This window comes from Flavobacterium sp., assembly GCF_017985075.1.
GTDB lineage: Bacteria > Bacteroidota > Bacteroidia > Flavobacteriales > Flavobacteriaceae > Flavobacterium.
Genome location: NZ_JAGNYF010000027.1, coordinates 1 through 18,680, shown reverse-complemented (window position 1 = coordinate 18,680; position 18,680 = coordinate 1). Strand labels below are relative to the sequence as shown.

Sequence of the window (18,680 nt, the reverse complement as noted above, 5' to 3'; positions counted from 1 at the left end):
CTTTTTTTTATATTTCTATTTTGAAAACTACGATACCAAACCTCTTGAAATTACAATTCTTTGAATCTCTGAAGTACCTTCATAAATTTGGGTAATTTTAGAATCACGCATCATACGTTCTACGTGATATTCACTAACATAACCATTACCACCATGAATTTGTACCGCTTCATTAGCTACTTCTAAAGCAATTTCAGAGGCATATAATTTAGCCATTGCACCTGAATGCGCAATATCTTCACCTAAATCTTTTTCAGCTGCTGCCTTATGAATTAACAATCTTGCACATGTAATTTTCACATGCATATCAGCTAATTTGAAAGCAATGGCTTGATGTTGAAAAATTGGTTTTTTAAATGCCACTCGCTCTTGAGAATATTTCAACGCTAATTCATAAGCACCTTGAGCGATTCCTAATGCTTGAGAAGCTATTCCGATTCTTCCACCATTTAAAGTTGACATGGCAAAAGCAAAACCAAAACCGTCTTCACCAATTCTATTTTCTTTTGGAACTTTTACATCATTAAATAATAATGTATGCGTATCCGAACCACGAATACCCATTTTCTTTTCTTTCGGACCTACTTCAAAACCAGGCATTCCTTTTTCTACAATTAAAACATTAATTCCTTTATGTCCTTTTGAAACGTCTGTTTGAGCAATAACTAAATAAACAGAAGCCGTTCCTCCGTTTGTAATCCAATTTTTGGTACCATTTAATAAATAATGGTCACCCATATCAATTGCAGTCGTTTTTTGCGAAGTCGCATCTGAACCTGCTTCCGGCTCAGACAAACAGAATGCGCCAATTACATCACCTTTAGCTAAAGGTGTTAGGTATTTAATTTTTTGTTCTTCTGAACCATATTTTTCTAAACCAGCACAAACTAATGAGTTGTTTACAGACATAATAACTGCTGCAGAGGCATCAATTTTAGCAATTTCTTCCATAGCTAACACATAGGAAACACTATCTAAACCTGCACCACCATATTTAGGATCAACCATCATTCCCATAAAACCAAGTTCAGCCATTTTCTTAACTTGCTCAGTCGGAAATTTAGAATGTTCATCTCTCTCAATAACACCAGGTAATAATTCTGTAACAGCAAAATCTTTCGCCGCTTGTTGAATCATTAATTGCTCTTCGTTTAATTTAAAATCCATTATTTTACTATAGGTTATTTGAATATTTCATAAAAATTTGCACCAAATGTAGGTAAATAATATGAAATTTTCAATAAGAAATTGTATTTTTAACCCATGTTTAAGCACAACTATAACGTTATCGGCGTAATGTCAGGCACTTCATTAGATGGAGTGGATTTGGCACATATTAATTTTGAAATAAATGATGGGAAATGGTCCTACAAAATATTTGAATGTGATACATTTTCGTATTCTAATGAAATGATTTCAAAACTAAAAAATGGAATTCATTTAAGTAGCATTGAGCTTTCAGAGTTAAATATTGAATACACGAATTTGTTAGGAAATATCATTTCTGAATTCATAGCCAAAAACAACATTTCAAATCTTGATGCGGTTTGTTCTCACGGACATACTATTTTACATCAACCACAAAAAGGCTTTACCCTACAGATTGGTAATTTACCAGAAATCGCAAAAATTACAAATCAAAAAGTGGTTTGTAATTTTAGAGTACAAGATGTACTTTTTGGTGGACAAGGCGCGCCTTTAGTACCAATTGGTGATGAAATTTTATTTTCTGAATTCGATTATTGCTTAAATTTAGGTGGCTTTTCAAATATTTCTTTTGAAGAAAATAACGAACGAATTGCTTTTGACATTTCACCTGTGAATACCGTTTTAAATTTTTATGCGAATACGTTCGGATTAGAATATGACGATAAAGGTAAAATTTCGGAATCTGGAAATATAAACATAGAATTGTTTGATGAATTGAATAAATTAGAATTTTATCATAAATCGTATCCAAAATCATTAGGGTTTGAATTTGTACAAGAAATAATTTTACCTATTTTAAATAATTATCCTATTACAGTAGAAGACAAAATGCGTACATTTACAGAGCATATTGCCTTTCAAATTGGTGAAATATTAAAGACAAAAACTGGAAAACTATTAATTTCTGGCGGTGGTGTTTACAATGAATATTTAATCGAAAGAATAAAAAAATATTTACCCGCTATTGAAGTAATTATTCCTGATGAAAAAACCATACAATATAAAGAAGCTTTAATTTTTGCATTACTTGGCGTGCTAAAATTAAGAAATGAAATTAACGTTTTAGCAAGTGTAACAGGTGCTAAACAAAATCATAGCTCAGGCGAAGTATTTTAACTAATAATTTTACGTAATCATTTTTTACATTTATATTTGCATAATAAATCAAACCCTTACATCAAAACATGAAAGATTTACTTCATAAATTCGAAAATAAAGAACCTGAAATAGTATTCAATTGGAAAGATCCTGAAACGGAAGCAGAAGGTTGGACTGTAATAAATTCATTACGTGGTGGTGCAGCTGGTGGGGGAACACGAATGAGAAAAGGATTGGATCAAAACGAAGTACTTTCTTTAGCTAAAACGATGGAAGTGAAATTTTCAGTTTCTGGTCCTGCCATTGGTGGAGCGAAATCTGGAATTAATTTCGATCCAGCAGATCCTCGCAAAAAAGGCGTTTTAGAACGTTGGTATAAAGCGGTTTCTCCTTTATTAAAAAATTATTACGGAACAGGTGGCGATTTAAATGTAGATGAAATTCACGAAGTAATCCCAATGACAGAAGAATGTGGTGTATGGCATCCGCAAGAGGGTGTTTTCAACGGACATTTCAAACCAAGTGAAGCAGATAAAATCAATAGGATCGGACAATTGCGTCAAGGTGTTATCAAAGTAATTGAAAATGGTGAGTTTACTCCAGATTTGACTAAAAAATATACTGTAGCTGATATGATTACAGGATACGGAGTAGCAGAAGCAGTAAAGCATTTTTACGGAATTTATGGCGGTAACGTTGTTGGAAAAAAAGCCATTGTACAAGGTTTTGGAAATGTAGGTTCTGCAGCCGCTTTTTATTTAGCTAAAATGGGTGCGAAAGTAGTTGGAATTATCGATAGAGATGGCGGTGTACTAAACGAAAACGGATTTACATTTGAAGAAATCACAGAATTATTCAGAAATAAAGATGGCAACAAATTGGTTTCTGACCAAATGATTCCTTTTGATGAAATCAATAATAAAATTTGGAAAATTGGTGCACAAATTTTTGCTCCGTGTGCCGCTTCAAGAATTGTTTCTAAAGACAATGTAGAAAATATGATTACAAATGGTTTAGAAGTTATTTCGTGTGGTGCTAATGTTCCTTTCGCCGACGCAGCAATTTTCTACGGTCCAATTATGGAAGAAACTGACAATAAAGTAAGTTTAATTCCTGATTTTATTTCAAACTGTGGGATGGCAAGAGTTTTTGCATACTTTATGGAGAAAAAAGTACAAATGACAGATGAAGCTATTTTTAATGATGCTTCTGAAATTATAGGAAAAGCCATTCAAAAAACATTTGATGTAAGTTCTAGCAAGACAAATATTAGCGCTAGAGCTTATGAAATTGCTTTAAAACAATTGGTATAAAATTAAAAATACCTTAACTATTAAAAACTAGGTTTAAACTATTTTGAACCTAGTTTTTTTGTTTCAACAATTTTTATTACTTTTAATCGTTATTACAAAAAACCAAAAATGAAATCAATTATAAATTTATTTAAAACACTATACGAGCACGGCTATTTTACCTTGCTTTTACTGGTTTTATTAATTGGTTCAGTTTGGTTGTTAATTCAATTTTTAAAAAAATCAACACTTTCTGATTCAAATAAATCCATTGTAATTACTACACATTCAGTAGTCTGCATCGTACTTTTATTATTATTTGTACGATTTTGGCCTCCGTATGGAAAAACCGAAATGTTAATTGCGCAAGGTGGCGGTGGCGGTGGTGTTACCTTAAATTATGGCGATACCGATTTTGGAAAAGGAGATGATTATTTAAATGAAACCTTAGAAGTGAATATGAAAGATGTGGCTTCAGAACCTGAAGAATCTACTCCTGAAGATATATTAACTCAAGATAATGCTGGAGCCGATGTACCTACTCCACCAAAATCTAAAATCAAACCAAAAAACAACACACCAACCGAAACAAAACCAGTTGAAACAACCAAAGCACCCGTAAAAAAACCTAATAGTGCTTTGAGCAATATGATTAAAGGTAAAAACAAAGGAGGTGATGGAAATAGTACTACAAACGGAAATCAAGGTTCGGCTAATGGAAATGCCAATTCAAACGGGTATTATGGCGGCGGCGGTTCTGGAGGTGGAACAGGTGGCGGAAATGGTACTGGAAACGGAAATGGCAATGGAGCAGGAAATGGCTCAGGGTCTGGTGGCGGAAATGGAAGTGGTGGCACAGGTGGTGCCAATTATAGTTTAGCTGGAAGAAGAAATATTAATAAACCCGCAGTTGGTAACGAATGTAATTCTTTCGGAAAAGTAGTAATTGAAGTTACTGTTGATAAAGCTGGAAATACAATTGGAGTATCAAATGGTAGAGGTACAACTGGAGATGCTTGCTTAATTGCATTAGCTAAAAACTTTGCTCGAAAAACAAAATGGACACCAAGTGATTCTGCTGCTGAAAAACAAGTTGGAACTATTACTTATAACTTTCAAAATTAATATTTGGCTATAGAATTTCTATACGAATACCCAAATAAACCTTCTAAACTTTTAAACTTTTAAACATTAAACATTTATATTTGCATCACTATTAAAAACAAAACAGATGCAACATATAATTGACCGTTTTATTGGATACGTTACTGTAGATACAGAATCGGATCCGGAATCAAACTCTACACCAAGTACAGCTAAACAATGGGATTTAGCAAACAAATTAGTTGAAGAGCTAAAACAAATAGGTTTGTCAGATGTTTCAATTGACGACAAATCCTATGTAATGGCAACTTTACCAAGTAATTTAGATTATGAAGTACCTACAATTGGTTTTGTTTCGCATTTTGATACCACTCCTGATTTTACTGGCAAAGATGTAAAACCACAAATTATTAAAAATTATGATGGTGGCGATATTATTTTAAATGCCGAAAAAAACATCATCCTATCACCTTCTTACTTTAAAGATTTATTACAATATAAAGGTCAAACTTTAATTACTACTGACGGAACTACGCTACTTGGTGCAGATGACAAAGCAGGAATTACTGAAATTATGACTGCAATGGAATATTTAGTTCAACATCCAGAAATTAAACACGGAGCATTAAAAGTATGTTTTACACCAGATGAAGAAATTGGTCGTGGTGCAGACCACTTTGATGTAGAAAAATTTGGTGCAGATTGGGCATATACTATGGACGGAAGTCAAATTGGCGAATTAGAATATGAAAATTTTAATGCGGCTGGAGTAAAAATAACTTTTAAAGGAAAAAGTGTGCATCCAGGATATGCGAAAGGAAAAATGATCAATTCGATGCTTTTAGCAAATAAATTTATTTCTAAATTACCGAAAGATGAAACTCCTGAAACGACTAAAAATTACGAAGGATTTTATCACGTTACAAATATTCAAGGTAGCATAGAAGATACTTTAGTGCAATTGATTATTAGAGATCATAATCGTAAGAAATTTGAAAAACGAAAGGTCTATGTTGAAGAAGTAGTTGCTAAAATTAATAAGAAATACCAAAAACAATTTGGCGAAGACATTGCTATTTTAGAAATAAAAGACCAATATTATAATATGCGTGAAAAAGTAGAACCTGTAATGCATATTGTAAAACTTGCCGAACAAGCTATGAAAGAACTAAACATCAAACCTCTAATTAAGCCAATTCGTGGCGGAACTGATGGTTCGCGTTTATCATTTATGGGATTACCTTGTCCGAATATTTTTGCTGGCGGTCACAATTTTCACGGCAAATACGAATATGTACCTGTAGAAAGTATGCAAAAAGCCGTTGAAGTAATTGTGAGAATTGCAGAATTAAACGCGATTCAGAATAAGAAATAGTAGAAAAGAAAAGATTCTGAAACACGTTCAGAAAGACAAAATACACTTTATACAAAAATTCCAAATTCCACTGTTTTTTCAGTTTGGAATTTGGAATTTATTTTTTTTGAATTTAAAATATTATTTCTTCTCGTTCAATTTTAAACTCATTTCAGCAGAAATTGAACTTTTTTCAATTTTTAATTTACCCGACATGGTTTCCATAACAATTGTAGTTTCAGCAATTTCAGAAACTTTACCATGAATTCCGGCAATTGTAATAATTTTATCGCCTGTTTTTAAATCGGTTAAAAATTGTTTTTCTAATTTAATTTTTTTGTTTTTTGGCATAATAATTAAGAAGTAAAATACTCCTATCATTAATACCAACTGTGCAATTAACATTGGATTCATATCGTTTTTATTTAGATTTAATACTTGCTTTTATATTAATGGTTTCAACAATTTTTGCTGTGTTACATGTAATCATAACTGATTTTGTAACTTCACCAGACTTCCCATTTGAATCAAATTTTACTTGAATTGGCGCTGATTCCCCAGGCTCTATAGCCTCTTTAGTAACTTCTGGAACTGTACAACCACAAGAACCATGTGCTTCTACTACATATAAATCGTTCTCTCCTATGTTTTTAATTGTAAATGTTGTAGATACGATTTCACCTTGCATGATTTCGCCAAAATCGTGTACTTCTTTATCAAATTTCACCTTTGTTTTAGGCGCATTTGCGTTTTCTTGTATTCTACGACTAATTTCATCCTCGGTAATTACTTCTTTTTTACAAGACCAAGTAATTAACAATGAAGCTAAAACAAAAATTCTAATTGTTTTTTTCATAATAATTAATTTATAACAATCCTCTACCCGCTTTTTTAATCTTATCATCGGCTTGAAATTCTTTTACTAAATTATCTAAAATTCCGTTGATAAATATACTACTTTTTGGCGTAGAATATTCTTTAGCAATTTCTAAATATTCATTTAAGGTAACTTTTACAGGAATTGATGGAAATTTTAACAATTCGCAAATAGCCATTTTAAGGATGATAGTGTCTAATTCCGCTATACGCTCCTTATCCCAATTTGGTGTTTTGTTTTCAAATGTGGCTGCAAATTCCAATTCATTTAAAACTGTTTTTCTAAATAAATTTCTTACAAATTCTTTGTCATCTAAATCTTTAAAAACAACTGGCAACTCTAAAGAATCATCGAAACTTTTTATCGACTTAATTTGCTTAGAAAGTAAGGTGTTAATTACAGGAATATCATCAACCCATGTAATTTTATAATCTTCTAAATAATCGTAAAGTTTTTCGTTTGGTGCAATAATCTCATTAAAAACATCATATATAAAGAAAATATCTTTCTTAAATTCTGATGTTTCAACTGCCATATATCGTTTGTATATATCCGAAGTTTTAATTGCTTCTAAAAGGAAAATAATACAATCGTCATTACGTTTCCAATTGTCAATTTTTCTTTCTTCTAATTTATCATAAAAGGAAGTGTGATTTCCTAAAATTTTAAAGAAACTGTTATTTACAAACTTAAAGTTAGGATTTTGTTCTTCTTTTGTAGCCAAATGTTTTTTAGAAGCTAATTCTAAATATGCTTTTTCTTTGAGTTGTAATTCATTGAAAACAGAAAGCATTACTAAATATAAATCTTGAGAATTTTCAATACTTTGTAATAAAAATCTTTCTTCTTTATCTAATGAATCCGATTCGTGTCTATGCATTGCATAGATGGTTTGCATCACTTTTACTCTAAAATGTCTTCTGTTAAGCATGGCTAAGAACTTTAAAAAAATTATCCCGAAATAATTATTGTTTTATTTCGGGACAAATTTACAATTTTTTATTTTAAAGAATTATTTGTTTTGTAATTCTTTTTTTCTGTCATCAATTCTTTTTTGAGCAATATTTAATGCTGCTTGATGTGTAGTAATATTTTGAACATCTGATAGGGTAAAGATATCCATTGCAGTATGGTAAATATTTTCTGTTTTTTCCATAACTTGAGCAGAAGTTAAATTTGCCAATTCAGAATACACATTAATTACACCACCAGCATTAATTAAGAAATCAGGAGCATATAAAATTCCTTTTTCTTTCAATAATTTTCCATGAATCACTTCATTAGCAAGTTGGTTATTAGCCGCCCCAGCAATTACTTTTGCTTGAATTTTACTAATGGTTTCATCATTTATTGTTGCACCTAAAGCACATGGCGCATAAATATCAACATCTAAACTGTATAAATCGTTTCCACTAAAAATTTTAGCACCGTATTTTGAACCCACTTCATGTAGTCTATTTTCGTTAATATCAGAAATAGTTACTATTGCGCCTTCATTCGTTAAATGTTGTACTAAAACTTCTCCAACATGTCCAATTCCTTGTACTAAAACGCTCTTTCCAGCTAAAGTATCTACACCAAATTTATGTTTAGCTGCCGCTTTCATTCCCATAAAAACTCCATATGCTGTGATTGGAGAAGGATTTCCAGAGCCACCTTTACTTTCAGAAATTCCAGTAACATAAGGCGTTACTTCTCTTACCGTATCCATATCTTTAGTTTCCATTCCAACATCTTCAGCTGTAATGTATTTTCCAGATAATGAATTTACATATTCTCCGAATTTTCTCATCAATTCCGGTGTTTTTTCAGTTTTGGCATCACCAATAATAACTGCTTTTCCACCACCTAAATTCAATCCTGAAATAGAAGATTTAAAAGACATTCCTCGAGATAATCGCAACACATCATTTAAGGCTTCCCACTCGTTTGCGTATTTCCACATTCTGGTACCTCCAAGTGCAGGTCCAAGAACTGTATTATGAATTCCGATTATTGCTTTTAATCCTGTATCTTTGTCATTACAAAAAACAACTTGTTCGTGTCCGTCAAAAGAAATTTGACCAAAAACTGGATCTACTTTATGTAGTTCATTTGAATTTATAATATCTGTTGTCATGAGTATATTTGATTATTTGTCAATAATAAGTCGCAAAAATAGGTATAAATTATATATAATTCTCGTTTTTTATTTTATTTTTACGAATACAACAATTAGAAGATTTAAACATAAAAGAAAAAAAAACCATAAATTATCTAACAAATTTAATATTACTTTAAATTACTTTACTTTAAATGAAAGAATTACAATATTTAAATAAATATTTTATAAAATACAAATTCCGCTTTTTATTTGGAATTGTTATTACTATTATAGCACAAATATTTGCATTATACACTCCAGAATTAGTTGGAAAATCGATTTCCTTAATTGAAACCTTTCTGAAATCGGAAAACAAAGACACTGCTTTATTAAAAAACGAACTCTTTAAAAATATTGCACTAATCATATTCTGCACTTTAATTGCTGGATTTTTGACCTTTTTAATGCGTCAAACCTTAATTGTAATGTCACGTTTTGTAGAATTTGATTTGAAAAATGAAATATTCAATCATTACCAAAACCTTTCTCAAAATTTTTACAAAAAAAACAGAACCGGCGATTTAATGAATCGTATTAGTGAAGATGTCGGAAAAGTAAGAATGTATGTAGGACCAGCGGTAATGTATACCATAAATACAATAATTCGATTTGCTGCAATCATTATTAGTATGTCGGCAGTAAACGTAAAACTTACCATTTATTGCTTGCTTCCATTACCCATTTTATCTTATAGTATTTTTGTTTTAAGCAAACGAATCAATAAAAAAAGTACCGAATATCAAGAAAATCTATCTACGCTTTCCTCTTTTACACAAGAATTTTTTTCTGGAATCAGAGTAATAAAAGCATATGCTTTAGAAAATGATAGAAATAATGAATTCATTAAATTATCTAAAATTAGTAAAGAAAAAAACTTAGCGTTAGCCAAAACAAACGCTTTATTTGGACCTCTAATGATTTTATTAATTGGATTAAGTTATTTAATTGTAATTTTTGTAGGCGGACAAATGTATGTTAATGGAGAAATTAAAGACATTGGAGTAATAGCTAAGTTTTTATTATACATAGGAATGTTAGTTTGGCCAGTAGCTTCATTTGGCTGGGTTTCTTCATTGGTTCAAGAAGCAGAAGCCTCACAAAAACGAATCAATGAATTTTTGACAGAGCAACCCGAAATTCAAAATATAGGAACAATTACCACTCCAATTGAAGGAAAAATTACTTTTGAAAATGTAAGTTATACCTACGATGACACAAACATAAAAGCACTAACAGATGTTAGTTTCACAATAAACAAGGGAGAAACCATAGCGATTTTAGGAAAAACAGGATCAGGAAAATCTACAATATTATCTTTATTAACACGGATTCACGACGTATCTGGAATATCAAAAATTAAAATTGATGATAAAGATTTAGCAGATTACGATTTGTATCATTTACGAAAAAGTATGAGTATTGTTACACAAGATCCATTCTTATTTTCCGATTCAATAAAAAACAATATAAAATTTGGAAAAGAAGATGCTACTGACGGTGAAATTGTAGAAGCAGCAAAAATGGCCGTAGTGGATGATAATATTCAATTGTTTACTAATAAATATGACACTATTTTAGGTGAAAGAGGAATCACTTTATCAGGCGGACAAAAACAACGTGTTTCTATTGCAAGAGCAATTATTAAAGAAGCGCCAATTTTAGTATTAGACGATTGTTTAAGCGCCGTAGATACCGAAACTGAGGAAAAAATAATTAATAATTTTAAGTTAATTTTCAAAGACAAAACAACTATTATCGTTACACATCGAGCTTCTGCTGCAAAAAACGCAAATAAAATTATTATTTTAGATGAAGGAAAAATTGTTCAGCAAGGCACACACAATGAACTTGTATCTGAAGAAGGCTTTTATAAAGATTTATTCATAAAACAACTTTCTGAAAAAGAAAATGCTTAAAAAAATTGTTTAATAAAGTTTTTTTTTAGATTTTTGAAACACGAAAACAACTAATAATTGAACGAAGGATTATGAATGACAAAGAATTAGTAGAAAAAGACATTTTTTCTAAGGTATTAAGAGCAGGAAGAAGAACGTACTTCTTTGATGTTAGAGCAACAAAAGCAGACGATTATTACATTACCATTACTGAAAGTAAAAAATTTACTGAAGAAGATGGTTCGTATCATTTTAAGAAACATAAAATTTATTTATATAAAGAAGACTTTGCTTCTTTTAATGAAATTTTAAGCGAAATGACCGAATATGTAATTAACCATAAAGGAGAAGAAGTTATTTCAGAAAGACACCAAAAGGATTTTAAAAAAGAATCTGACGGAACAGAATATTCAAATTCTGAAGAAGAAACGCCTATAACTTCTTCAAACAGTTATACAGATATTAATTTTGATGATATTTAAAAAAAATGCTTTCTTAGGAAAGCATTTTTTTTATAACCTATTTTGGCTTTTTTAATTTCAATAAATACAAATAAAAAAAGGCAATCTTTCGATTGCCTTTTTTTGAGCCAGTGGAGGGACTCGAACCCACGACCTGCTGATTACAAATCAGCTGCTCTAGCCAGCTGAGCTACACCGGCGACTCATTTTGCAGTGCAAATATAGTCTTGATAATTTAATTTGCAAAAAAAATAATCATTTTTTTTGCGATTTTTTTTAGTTTAATTCGTTCACTTTTGCAACAAATTGATTTGCAGCAACTTCGAATTCCTCTTTAACTAATTTATAATGTGCTTTTTTATTTTCAACATTTTTTTGGTTTACTTTAACCATTAATGCATCAAATGTATCGTAAATATCTCCTACTAAAGCCTCTGAAGATTCAGTTGGTTTTCCTGTAGAGGTCATTTCCCAAATATATACTATGTTTAAGATATCTCCTAAAACGTAGTTAATTTCTTTTTTCAAGTTTTTAACGCTTGCCATTTTGTTATTTTTAAAAATTATGATGCAAAAGTAAACAATATATCAATACGCTGCTAATTAAATTGTAATTTCCAATAGAGTTGCTTCGCCAATAATTTCAAAACCATCAATTATTGCTGGTATTAATACGGTATCTCCTTTTTTAAATTCAGATTGAAAATGTAACATATTTATAGTAAAACTTCCTTCTGTACACATCAAAACCGTAAACGATTCTTTCGTTTTTTTCCAATTGTATCTTTCTGAAATTTGTAAAATATTGGTCTTAAAAAACGGACATTCTACTAAATTAACCGATTTGTTTTTAGCAACATCGTAGTTTAATTTAGTATTTGTAGGTTCAAAGTTTATTGCGTCAAGAGCTAAATCTGTATGTAACTCTCTACTCATTCCACTAGCATCTACCCTATCCCAATCGTATAATCGGTAGGTAATATCGCTAGTTTGTTGAATTTCTGCAATTAAAACACCAGCACCGATAGCATGAACTGTACCTGTTTCCAGAAAAAAAGCATCGCCTTTTTTTACAGGTGTTTCATTTAAAATAGTAACTAATGTTTTATTTTCTATGTGTTCTTGATAGTCTTTTTTATTAGTTTTGTCTTTAAATCCAACAACCAATCTTGCATTATCATCAGCTTGCATAACGTACCACATTTCTGTTTTACCAAAAGAATTGTGCCGCTCTTTTGCCAATGCATCATTAGGATGCACTTGAATAGATAAATCTTCTTTAGCGTCTAAAAACTTAAAAAGCAAAGGAAAATTAAGCCCAAAATTTTGAATGGAATTAACACCTAATAATTCTGTAGGATATTTTTCAATTAATTGATTTAAATTCAATCCTTCAAATGCTCCATTAGCTACAACACTAATGTCATTTTCTACGGTTGATAATTCCCAGCTTTCGCCAATTTGGCTGCCATCAAAAGATTTATTTAATACTTTTTTTAGTTTTGTACCTCCCCAAATTCGTTCTTTAAAAATGGGTTTGAAAAGTAAAGGATAAAACAACATTTATTCGCCTCTATAAGTTACAAAATTACGTGGCGTTTCGTATAAAACCACTTCTAAATGTAAATTTAAATTAATATGTGTTCTTAATTTTTGCCAAATAACAACTGAAATATTTTCGGCTGTTGGATTTAAATTTTCAAAATCAGGAACATCTAAATTCAAATTTTTATGATCAAACGCATTTTCAATATGTTCTTTTATTAAATCTGACAAAATTTTTACATCAATTACAAAACCAGTTTCCTGATCAATTTCACCTGTAACACTTACAATTAATTCGTAGTTGTGCCCATGATAATTTGGATTGTTGCATTTACCGAAAATGGCATCGTTTTGTTCCATAGACCAATCTTTTCGATATAACCTATGTGCAGCATTAAAATGCGCTTTTCTACTTACTGTTACTTTCATTTTTTTATTTATTGTCATCAAAATGATGATAAAATTCCTCAAATATTATTTTAAACCAAACCGTATAAAGATTCGGATTTGCAATCATGTCATTTTTTACTTCTTCAATCTTCATCCATTTCCAATTTTCTACTTCATCTTTGTTGATATCGGGCACATCGTTATAATAACCAAGCATAACATGATCTAATTCGTGTTCGGTTAACCCGTTATCAAATGGAGCTTTATAGATAAAATGAAACATTTCTTTTAGTTCTGTTTCAAAACCCATTTCTTCTCGAAGTCGTCTGGTGCCAGCTTGAATATTTGTTTCATTTTCTCTTTGATGACTACAACAAGTATTGGTCCACAATAATGGAGAATGGTATTTATGATGCGCACGTTGTTGCAACATCAACTCATTTTTATCATTTAAAATAAAAACAGAAAAGGCTCTGTGCAAAACCGCTTTTTCGTGTGCTTCTAGCTTATTCATCAATCCAATTGGATTGTCATTTGCATCAACTAAAATAACTTTTTCTTCTACCACTCTTAAATATTTAATTGTCAAATTTACAAAAAAAATAATTTTTACAGCAAAGATATACTGAAATAAAGACTTTAACGTATTGTTAATAAAATTGGGTTGGTTATACCATAAAAAATTGTATTTTTACGCTTCTAAAATTTTAAAAGAAAAAATGGGTAAAATCATTGCAATTGCCAATCAAAAGGGCGGGGTAGGAAAAACAACAACTTCGATAAATCTTGCCGCTGCATTAGGTGTTTTGGAAAAAAAGGTGCTTTTAATTGATGCCGATCCGCAAGCAAATGCGAGCTCTGGTTTAGGAATTGACGTGGAAGGTGTTGAAATAGGTACTTATCAAATAATAGAACACAGCAATACCGCAAAAGAAGGTGTGATTTCTACAAGCGCTCCAAATGTTTGGATTATACCCGCACATATTGACTTAGTTGCCATAGAAATTGAATTGGTTGACAAAGACAATAGAGAATATATGCTAAAACAAGCCTTACAAGAAATTAAGGAGGATTACGATTATATAATTATTGACTGCGCGCCATCTTTAGGTTTATTAACGTTAAATGCGTTAACCGCTGCAGATAGTGTTGTAATTCCTATTCAATGTGAATATTTTGCATTAGAAGGTTTAGGAAAACTATTAAACACAATAAAAAGTGTACAAAAAATTCATAATCCAAGTTTAGATATTGAAGGATTACTTTTAACTATGTACGATACCCGTTTACGATTATCAAATCAGGTAGTTGACGAAGTTCAAAAACATTTTAATAATATGGTGTTTTCGACTATTATTCAAAGAAATATTAAATTAAGTGAAGCACCAAGTTTTGGAGAAAGCATTATAAATTATGATGCAACAAGCAAAGGAGCTGCAAATTACTTAAATTTAGCAGAAGAAATTATCAAGAAAAACAGTAGTAACTAATGACAAAAGCAGTAAAAAAACCTGTGTTAGGAAGAGGACTTTCAGCACTTTTAAGCGATCCTTCAAACGACATTAAGTCTGTAGAAGATAAAAATGCAGATAAAGTTGTAGGAAGTATCATCGAACTTGATATTAATTTTATTGAAATAAATCCGTTTCAACCAAGAACTAATTTCAATGAAGACACACTTCAAGAATTAGCTAAATCTATTAAAGAAGTTGGTGTTATTCAACCTATTACTGTTAGAAAATTAGAATTTAACAAATACCAACTAATTTCTGGAGAACGAAGATTACGTGCTTCAAAATTATTAGGACTTGCTACTATTCCTGCCTATATCAGATTAGCAAATGATAACGAATCACTTGTTATGGCTTTGGTTGAGAACATTCAACGTCATGATTTGGACCCAATTGAAGTTGCCATTTCGTACCAAAGATTAATTGAAGAAGTAAATTTAACTCAGGAAGAAATGAGTGAGCGTGTAGGAAAAAAACGTTCAACCATTACTAACTATTTACGTTTGCTAAAATTAGATCCAATTATTCAAACAGGAATGAGAGATGGATTTATTTCGATGGGACACGGTAGAGCATTAATTAACATTGAAAACCAAGAAGCGCAAAGTGATATTTACCACACCGTTGTTACTCAAAACTTATCGGTTAGAGATACAGAAGCGTTAGTAAAAAAATATCAAGAAGGTTTAAAACCTAAATCAAGCAAAACGACTACTACAAAAACATTCGAAATTGCTATCGAACAAAAGAAAACTTTTGCTAACTTCTTTGGTGCAAAAGTGGATATCAGTGTTGCTGCAAATGGCAAAGGAAAAATAGCCATTCCTTTTCATTCTGAAGAAGATTTTAATCGAATTATGAAATTAATCAACGATTAGTGAAGCGGTTTCTTTACATAATTATTTTACTGTTTTTGGGCACAACATTTTCTGTGGCTCAAAAGAGAGAATTAAAAATTGAAACTAAAGACATCGTAAAGTCTGATATTAATCCATTATCGCCAGCAAAAGCAGCTTTTTATTCTGCAATTTTGCCAGGATTAGGTCAGGCGTACAATAAAAAATATTGGAAAATCCCTATAGTTTACGGTGCTATTGGTGCTGGGGTGTATTTTATTATGGACAATAATAAAAAACACAATCAATACCGTGACGAATACAAAAAACGATTAGCCAATGATGGCGCAATTGACACTTCAGATCCTACATATGGAAAGTTAAGTACTGAAAGTGTTATTAGAGGTCAAAAATTCTATCAAAAAAACAGAGACTTATCTGTACTTATTACTGCTGGTTTGTACATTCTAAATATTGTAGAAGCAAATGTAGACGCTCATTTATTGCAATTTAACGTAAATGACGATTTATCATTAAAACCAGATTTACACACCAATCCGTATACATTTAACCAAAATGTAGGTTTTACATTAACGTATCAATTTTAACATTTTATTTCGTAACATTTTATTTAAAACAACAACTAATCAAAATGAAAATAGCATTATTAGGGTACGGTAAAATGGGAAAAGTAATAGAAAAAATTGCTTTAGAACGCGGTCATGAAATTGTGTTACGAAAAGATAGTTCTGACACTTTTGAAGGAATTACAAAAGCAGATATCGCCATAGATTTTAGTGTTCCAACCTCAGCTGTTAGCCATATTTCAGAATGTTTAAACCAAAATATTCCTGTAATCTCTGGAACTACCGGTTGGTTAGAAAATTATGATGAAATGGTACATTTATGCCAAGAAAAAAACGGAAGTTTTATTTATGCTTCGAACTTTAGTTTAGGCGTAAATATATTTTTCGAACTAAATAATTATTTAGCGAAAATGATGAAAAACCTTAAAGATTACAATGTCTCAATGGAAGAAATTCATCACACTCAAAAATTAGATGCCCCAAGCGGAACAGCAATAAGTTTGGCAAATGGAATTATAGAAAACACAGATTATGTTAATTGGACATTAGAAAATCCAACTGCGAATCAAATTTATATTGACGCAAAAAGAATAGAAAACATTCCTGGAACTCATTCTGTTTTTTACGACAGCAAAGTGGATCAAATAGAAATAAAGCATACCGCACATAGCAGAGAAGGCTTTGCTTTAGGTTCGGTCATAGCTGCAGAATGGTTAATAGGTAAAAAAGGCGTTTTCACAATGAAAGACGTTTTGGGAATATAAGTATAATTTACGATTTACAAAAAAACAAAATTATGGACATATCAACTTGGATTATTACAGTATTAATAATTAGCACATTACACGCAATTTGTACTTGGAAACTATACCTAAAAGCCGGTAAAAAAGCTTGGGAAGCATTTGTTCCTGTTTATAACGGAATCGTATTAATGCAAATCATAAACCGTCCAAAGTGGTGGGTACTTTTATTATTTTTACCTGTAATTAACTTGTTAATTTTACCTGTAATTTGGATTGAAACCTTACGTACTTTCGGTAGAAAATCCACTTCAGATATGTGGTTGGGAGTAATCACATTCGGATTGTATGTTGGTTATGTAAATTATACACAAGACGTTTCATACGAAGCTGAACGCGACACCAAACCCGCAACAAAAGCGTTAGACACTTTAGGTTCAATTACTTTTGCTTTAATAGTAGCGACTTTTGTGCATACGTATTTTATTCAACCATTTGTAATTCCTTCTTCATCATTAGAAAAATCATTATTAATTGGCGATTTCTTATTCGTAAGTAAATTTCATTACGGTGCAAGAACGCCAATGACTCCAATTGCAGCACCAATGGTACACGACTCTATTCCAATGGTAAAAAAACTTTCGTATTTAAGCAAACCACAATTACCTTATTTTAGATTTCCTGCTTTAGAAAAAATTAAGAATAACGACATTGTTGTTTTCAATTGGCCAAGAGATACACTATCGAATATGTATTTGCCAGCTACAGAAAGGATTGACAAACCTCGCGATAAGAAAACAAATTATGTAAAACGTTGTGTGGGTATTGCCGGCGACAGTTTGCAAATTAAAGACGGAATTGTTTTTGTAAATGGTAAAGAGCTTATTTTACCTGAAAGGGCAAAACCTCAGTATTCTTATAAAATTAGTACCGACGGCAAAACACCAATTGATTTTGAAACGATTTTAAGAGAAATGAAAGTTACTGATCCAGCAGGAATGATAACTAACGACACACTTTACGTACAAGCATTAACTTTTGAAAATGCAGAAAAATTAAAATCAATTAGCGGTATCACTTCGGTAAAAAGAATGATAAACAAAAAAGCCGAAGATGGCGTGTTTCCAGATTTTAAAGATGGAAAACCATCCGTAACGAACAACTGGAATGGCGATAATTTTGGACCAATTTATATTCCACAAGCTGGAAAAACAGTTGCTTTAAACAAAGAAACGTTACCCTTGTATAAATTAATCATCACAGAGTATGAAGGAAATACGTTAGAAGTAAAAGGTAGTGAAATTAAAATAAACGGTAAAATAGCTACTTCCTACACCTTTAAACAAGATTATTATTGGATGATGGGAGACAACAGACATAATTCGTTAGATGCGCGTTATTTCGGCTACACGCCTGCAGATCATATTGTTGGTAAACCTATTTTTATATGGATGAGTTTAGATTGGAATGCAAAAGGCTTACTAAATAAATTTAGAACCGAACGTTTCTTCACAACTGTTAGCGGAGAAGGTCAACCCGAATCATATTTCAAATACTTCTTATTCCTTTTAGCAGGATATTTTGCTTGGGATTGGTATAGAGGTAAGAAAAAGAAAAAAGAAACAGATTTACTTTAAA

At 31.1% G+C, this 18,680-nt stretch carries 20 protein-coding genes and 1 tRNA gene; 11 read left to right on the top strand and 10 right to left on the bottom strand.

What is annotated here, in order from left to right; translation table 11 throughout:
• Positions 1-27: 27 nt before the first annotated feature.
• Complete coding sequence (locus KA468_RS06875; RefSeq protein ID WP_291242199.1) at positions 28-1,167, bottom strand: acyl-CoA dehydrogenase; 1,140 nt, start codon at positions 1,165-1,167, stop codon at positions 28-30.
• Between the two features lie 96 nt (positions 1,168-1,263).
• Here KA468_RS06875 and KA468_RS06870 point away from each other — a divergent pair, with 96 nt between their 5' ends.
• The 4 genes from KA468_RS06870 to pepT all read left to right on the top strand — a co-directional run bounded on the left by KA468_RS06870 (position 1,264) and on the right by pepT (position 6,078).
• Entirely contained in the window at positions 1,264-2,325 is a 1,062-nt protein-coding gene (locus KA468_RS06870; RefSeq protein ID WP_291242198.1) for an anhydro-N-acetylmuramic acid kinase, read from the top strand.
• Between the two features lie 68 nt (positions 2,326-2,393).
• Positions 2,394-3,620 carry a Glu/Leu/Phe/Val dehydrogenase dimerization domain-containing protein gene (locus KA468_RS06865; protein WP_291242197.1) on the top strand — a complete coding sequence of 409 codons (1,227 nt, stop codon included), beginning with the start codon at positions 2,394-2,396 and terminating at the stop codon, positions 3,618-3,620.
• Between the two features lie 108 nt (positions 3,621-3,728).
• Positions 3,729-4,724, top strand: coding sequence for an energy transducer TonB (locus tag KA468_RS06860; protein ID WP_291242196.1), 996 nt, complete (start codon positions 3,729-3,731; stop codon positions 4,722-4,724).
• A gap of 106 nt (positions 4,725-4,830) precedes the next feature.
• Complete coding sequence (pepT, locus tag KA468_RS06855) at positions 4,831-6,078, top strand: peptidase T (RefSeq protein ID WP_291242195.1); 1,248 nt, start codon at positions 4,831-4,833, stop codon at positions 6,076-6,078.
• A gap of 120 nt (positions 6,079-6,198) precedes the next feature.
• On the opposite strand, the gene yajC is transcribed toward pepT, so the two are convergent.
• From yajC to KA468_RS06835, 4 genes are all read right to left on the bottom strand, one after another.
• Positions 6,199-6,471 carry a preprotein translocase subunit YajC gene (gene yajC, locus KA468_RS06850; protein ID WP_291242194.1) on the bottom strand — a complete coding sequence of 91 codons (273 nt, stop codon included), beginning with the start codon at positions 6,469-6,471 and terminating at the stop codon, positions 6,199-6,201.
• A gap of 7 nt (positions 6,472-6,478) precedes the next feature.
• The gene (locus KA468_RS06845) at positions 6,479-6,913 is read right to left on the bottom strand and encodes a DUF1573 domain-containing protein (RefSeq protein ID WP_291242193.1); all 435 of its coding nucleotides are present in this window, start codon (positions 6,911-6,913) and stop codon (positions 6,479-6,481) included.
• Positions 6,914-6,923: 10 nt separating this feature from the next.
• On the bottom strand, positions 6,924-7,865 hold the full coding sequence (nusB, locus tag KA468_RS06840) for a transcription antitermination factor NusB (RefSeq protein ID WP_291242192.1): 942 nt from the start codon (positions 7,863-7,865) through the stop codon (positions 6,924-6,926).
• Positions 7,866-7,946: 81 nt separating this feature from the next.
• A complete protein-coding gene (locus KA468_RS06835) occupies positions 7,947-9,053 on the bottom strand; it encodes a Glu/Leu/Phe/Val dehydrogenase (RefSeq protein ID WP_291242191.1) in 1,107 nt (368 codons plus the stop codon).
• 176 nt (positions 9,054-9,229) lie between these two features.
• Between KA468_RS06835 and KA468_RS06830 the strand changes: the two genes are divergently transcribed.
• Positions 9,230-10,993 carry an ABC transporter ATP-binding protein gene (locus KA468_RS06830; RefSeq protein ID WP_291242190.1) on the top strand — a complete coding sequence of 588 codons (1,764 nt, stop codon included), beginning with the start codon at positions 9,230-9,232 and terminating at the stop codon, positions 10,991-10,993.
• A gap of 71 nt (positions 10,994-11,064) precedes the next feature.
• On the top strand, positions 11,065-11,454 hold the full coding sequence (locus tag KA468_RS06825) for a PUR family DNA/RNA-binding protein (RefSeq protein WP_291242189.1): 390 nt from the start codon (positions 11,065-11,067) through the stop codon (positions 11,452-11,454).
• A gap of 105 nt (positions 11,455-11,559) precedes the next feature.
• On the opposite strand, the gene KA468_RS06820 is transcribed toward KA468_RS06825, so the two are convergent.
• The 5 genes from KA468_RS06820 to idi all read right to left on the bottom strand — a co-directional run bounded on the left by KA468_RS06820 (position 11,560) and on the right by idi (position 13,936).
• Positions 11,560-11,633: transfer RNA gene (locus KA468_RS06820), tRNA-Thr, on the bottom strand.
• A gap of 76 nt (positions 11,634-11,709) precedes the next feature.
• Entirely contained in the window at positions 11,710-11,979 is a 270-nt protein-coding gene (locus KA468_RS06815) for a hypothetical protein (RefSeq protein ID WP_291242188.1), read from the bottom strand.
• Between the two features lie 57 nt (positions 11,980-12,036).
• Positions 12,037-12,996, bottom strand: a complete 960-nt coding sequence (locus KA468_RS06810) for a type I phosphomannose isomerase catalytic subunit (RefSeq protein WP_291242187.1) — start codon at positions 12,994-12,996, stop codon at positions 12,037-12,039.
• The gene (locus KA468_RS06805) at positions 12,997-13,407 is read right to left on the bottom strand and encodes a 6-carboxytetrahydropterin synthase (protein ID WP_291242186.1); all 411 of its coding nucleotides are present in this window, start codon (positions 13,405-13,407) and stop codon (positions 12,997-12,999) included.
• Between the two features lie 4 nt (positions 13,408-13,411).
• Positions 13,412-13,936: an isopentenyl-diphosphate Delta-isomerase gene (gene idi / locus KA468_RS06800; RefSeq protein ID WP_291242205.1), complete on the bottom strand. Its 525-nt coding sequence runs from the start codon at positions 13,934-13,936 to the stop codon at positions 13,412-13,414.
• 151 nt (positions 13,937-14,087) lie between these two features.
• Between idi and KA468_RS06795 the strand changes: the two genes are divergently transcribed.
• Genes KA468_RS06795 through lepB form a run of 5 tightly spaced genes read left to right on the top strand, consistent with a single transcriptional unit; the run spans position 14,088 to position 18,679 of the window.
• Positions 14,088-14,858, top strand: a complete 771-nt coding sequence (locus tag KA468_RS06795; RefSeq protein ID WP_291242185.1) for an AAA family ATPase — start codon at positions 14,088-14,090, stop codon at positions 14,856-14,858.
• The gene (locus KA468_RS06790) at positions 14,858-15,757 is read left to right on the top strand and encodes a ParB/RepB/Spo0J family partition protein (protein WP_291242184.1); all 900 of its coding nucleotides are present in this window, start codon (positions 14,858-14,860) and stop codon (positions 15,755-15,757) included. The genes KA468_RS06795 and KA468_RS06790 overlap by 1 nt, the downstream gene beginning before the upstream one ends.
• 53 nt (positions 15,758-15,810) lie before the next feature.
• Entirely contained in the window at positions 15,811-16,323 is a 513-nt protein-coding gene (locus KA468_RS06785; protein ID WP_291242183.1) for a DUF5683 domain-containing protein, read from the top strand.
• A gap of 44 nt (positions 16,324-16,367) precedes the next feature.
• On the top strand, positions 16,368-17,066 hold the full coding sequence (gene dapB, locus KA468_RS06780; RefSeq protein WP_291242182.1) for a 4-hydroxy-tetrahydrodipicolinate reductase: 699 nt from the start codon (positions 16,368-16,370) through the stop codon (positions 17,064-17,066).
• Positions 17,067-17,098: 32 nt separating this feature from the next.
• A complete protein-coding gene (gene lepB, locus KA468_RS06775) occupies positions 17,099-18,679 on the top strand; it encodes a signal peptidase I (RefSeq protein ID WP_291242181.1) in 1,581 nt (526 codons plus the stop codon).
• The last annotated feature ends 1 nt before the right edge of the window (position 18,680 follow it).

Bases quoted from the DNA above. Each gene is read 5' to 3' on its own strand.
- KA468_RS06875 (WP_291242199.1), bottom strand. From the start codon at position 1,167: ATGGATTTTAAATTAAACGAAGAGCAATTAATGATTCAACAAGCGGCG.
- KA468_RS06870 (WP_291242198.1), top strand. From the start codon at position 1,264: ATGTTTAAGCACAACTATAACGTTATCGGCGTAATGTCAGGCACTTCA.
- KA468_RS06865 (WP_291242197.1), top strand. From the start codon at position 2,394: ATGAAAGATTTACTTCATAAATTCGAAAATAAAGAACCTGAAATAGTA.
- KA468_RS06860 (WP_291242196.1), top strand. From the start codon at position 3,729: ATGAAATCAATTATAAATTTATTTAAAACACTATACGAGCACGGCTAT.
- pepT (WP_291242195.1), top strand. From the start codon at position 4,831: ATGCAACATATAATTGACCGTTTTATTGGATACGTTACTGTAGATACA.
- yajC (WP_291242194.1), bottom strand. From the start codon at position 6,471: ATGAATCCAATGTTAATTGCACAGTTGGTATTAATGATAGGAGTATTT.
- KA468_RS06845 (WP_291242193.1), bottom strand. From the start codon at position 6,913: ATGAAAAAAACAATTAGAATTTTTGTTTTAGCTTCATTGTTAATTACT.
- nusB (WP_291242192.1), bottom strand. From the start codon at position 7,865: ATGCTTAACAGAAGACATTTTAGAGTAAAAGTGATGCAAACCATCTAT.
- KA468_RS06835 (WP_291242191.1), bottom strand. From the start codon at position 9,053: ATGACAACAGATATTATAAATTCAAATGAACTACATAAAGTAGATCCA.
- KA468_RS06830 (WP_291242190.1), top strand. From the start codon at position 9,230: ATGAAAGAATTACAATATTTAAATAAATATTTTATAAAATACAAATTC.
- KA468_RS06825 (WP_291242189.1), top strand. From the start codon at position 11,065: ATGAATGACAAAGAATTAGTAGAAAAAGACATTTTTTCTAAGGTATTA.
- KA468_RS06815 (WP_291242188.1), bottom strand. From the start codon at position 11,979: ATGGCAAGCGTTAAAAACTTGAAAAAAGAAATTAACTACGTTTTAGGA.
- KA468_RS06810 (WP_291242187.1), bottom strand. From the start codon at position 12,996: ATGTTGTTTTATCCTTTACTTTTCAAACCCATTTTTAAAGAACGAATT.
- KA468_RS06805 (WP_291242186.1), bottom strand. From the start codon at position 13,407: ATGAAAGTAACAGTAAGTAGAAAAGCGCATTTTAATGCTGCACATAGG.
- KA468_RS06795 (WP_291242185.1), top strand. From the start codon at position 14,088: ATGGGTAAAATCATTGCAATTGCCAATCAAAAGGGCGGGGTAGGAAAA.
- KA468_RS06790 (WP_291242184.1), top strand. From the start codon at position 14,858: ATGACAAAAGCAGTAAAAAAACCTGTGTTAGGAAGAGGACTTTCAGCA.
- dapB (WP_291242182.1), top strand. From the start codon at position 16,368: ATGAAAATAGCATTATTAGGGTACGGTAAAATGGGAAAAGTAATAGAA.
- lepB (WP_291242181.1), top strand. From the start codon at position 17,099: ATGGACATATCAACTTGGATTATTACAGTATTAATAATTAGCACATTA.